Annotated in this window: 2 protein-coding genes; both read right to left on the bottom strand. The window is 69.0% G+C overall.

Annotated features, from left to right (window positions below; all coding sequences use genetic code 11):
• The coding region (locus ACIBSV_RS50605) for a condensation domain-containing protein (RefSeq protein ID WP_395874783.1) at positions 1-1,459 on the bottom strand (1,459 nt) is incomplete at its 3' end.
• The coding region (locus ACIBSV_RS50600; RefSeq protein ID WP_395874781.1) for a phosphopantetheine-binding protein at positions 1,456-2,436 on the bottom strand (981 nt) is incomplete at its 5' end. The genes ACIBSV_RS50605 and ACIBSV_RS50600, both read right to left, overlap by 4 nt.

The raw sequence follows: 2,436 nt of genomic DNA, 5'->3' as shown, positions 1-2,436 counted from the left end.
ACACCACCGCCACCGCACCCGGCGACGCCACCACCCGAGCCTCGAACAACCCCACAACCGAAACCGAATCCCGATCCACAGCGGTGTCGTTCCACTCCACCGTCACCCGAGACCGCTCATCGTCGGTGAACGCATCAACTGCGGCGAGCCGGATGCCCGGGTCGTCGGTCACCGTGCGCAGCACACGCACCAGTCGGTCGGAGACCGCCGCAACCGATGCCGAGTCGAACAGATCGGCGGCGCCGGTCAGGCCCCCCGTCAGACCGGCCGGGCGACCGCCCCGGTCCACCTCCTCCGCGAGGGTCAGTTCCAGGTCACACTTCGACGCCGGGCGCATCCCCGCGACGCTCTCGACCTCCACTCCCGCGAATGCGAGCCCGGCCCGCTCCGTGTTCTGGAGCGTCAACATCACCTGGAACAGCGGGTGTCGCGCCAGCGACCGCGCCGGCGCCAACTCCTCCACCAACCGCTCGAACGGCACATCCTGATTCCCGAACGCGGCAAATCCGGTGTCCCGAACCCGGCCCAGCACCTCCCGGAACGTCGGATCTCCGGTGAGATCGGTGCGAATTACCAGACTATTGACGAAGCAACCGACCAGGTCGTCCAGCCCTTCGTCCGTCCTCCCCGCCACGGCCGACCCGATCGGGATGTCCGTCCCGGCACCCAACCGCGACAACAACACCGCCAACGCCGCCTGAAGCACCATGAACACCGTGGCGCCTTCGGACCGCGCCAACTCGACCAACCGAGAATGCAGTTCAGCCGAGATTTCCAGCGGCGCGTTGTGGCCGATATGACTCGCCACCGCCGGGCGGGGCCGGTCCACCGGGAGTTCGAGCTCCTCCGGGGCACCCGCCAGTGCATCCCGCCAATACGTCACCTGGCGTGACAGCACGCTGTCCGCATCATCCGCCTCGCCGAGCAACTCCCGCTGCCACAACGCGTAGTCGGCATACTGCACCGGCAACGGAGCCCACTCCGGCGCTCGTCGGCCACACCGCGCTGCGTAGGCGACCGAGATGTCCCGGCCCATGGGCCCCCACGACCACCCGTCACCCGCGATGTGGTGCACCACCAGAACCAGGACGTGCTCCTCGGGCCCGACCGGGAACAGGGAGGCCCGCAGCGGCGGCTCGCAGGCCAGGTCGAAGGCGTATTCACCTGCCCGACGCACCGCGTCGGGCAGATCCGCCGCGTCGACCGGGCCCATCACCTGTAGTTCCCAGCACAGTTCCTCCGGCTCCAGGATGCGCTGGAACGGCTCGCCGTCCGCGACGTCGTAGACGGTGCGGAGCACTTCGTGGCGCACCACGACGTCCCGCAGCGCCGCCGACAGCGCGTCACGATGCAGCCGTCCGGTCAACCGCAGCACCGCAGGAATGTTGTGTGCCGGATTGGGCCCTTCGAGTCGGCTCAGGAACCACAACCGTCGCTGCGCGAATGACAACGGAATCATCGGGGCTCCTCTGGTCTACGCATGGGCCGCAGTACCGGCCGCCGACCTGACGTCTGATTGCCGATCCGACCCGCGAGCCCGGCGACCGTGGGTGCCTGGAAGAGCGCGCGGATCTCGAGGTCGACACCGAGCGTGCTGCGAATCCGGGAAACAAGCCGAGTGGCGAGCAACGAATGGCCGCCGAGCTCGAAGAAGTTGTCGTCGATCCCGACGGCATCGCGCCCGAGCACCTGGGCGAAGGCCGCACACAGGGTCTCTTCCTGCGCCGTACGCGGTGCCCTGTACGCGGTCACGGCGAAGTCCGCCGCCGGGAGTGCCTTGCGGTCGAGCTTGCCGTTGCTCGTGAGCGGGAGGGCGTCGAGCACGACGACGACGGCGGGCACCATGTACTCCGGCAGCCGCGACGCCGCGAACCGCCGCACGTCGTCGGGCAGGGCGTCATCGGACACCTCGCTGTCCCGGGCCGGGACCACATAGGCGGCCAGGTGCGTACCGGTGGCCTCGTCCACGCGCGCGACGACCACCGCTTGGGCCAGATCCGGATGAGCGAGCAGCGTCGTCTGCACCTCGGCGGGTTCGATCCGGAAGCCCCGGATCTTGACCTGATCGTCCACCCGGCCGGCGAAGACCACTTGGCCGTCGTGGGTCCACCGGGCCCGGTCACCGGTGCGATACATCCGCTCGCCGGAACCGAACGGGCAGGCCACGAAACGTTCACCGGTGAGACCCGGGCGACCGACGTAACCCCGGGCGAGCTGGACACCGGCCAGGTACAACTCACCCGTCACACCCGGCGGGACCGGCGCGAGGTTGTCGTCGAGGACGAAGACCCGGGTGTTGGCGATCGGTGCGCCAATCGGGACGGACGATCCGTCCCAACCAGGAGCGCAGTGCCAGGCCGTGACGTCCACGGACGCCTCGGTCGGGCCGTACAGGTTGTGCAGTTCCACTCCGTCGAACAGCGCGTGGAAGCGGGC

Source organism: Embleya sp. NPDC050154, assembly GCF_044460165.1.
In the GTDB taxonomy this organism is placed as follows: Bacteria; Actinomycetota; Actinomycetes; order Streptomycetales; family Streptomycetaceae; genus Embleya.
Note: the sequence above shows the minus strand (reverse complement) of the source record. Positions and strands in the feature narration are given on the sequence as shown.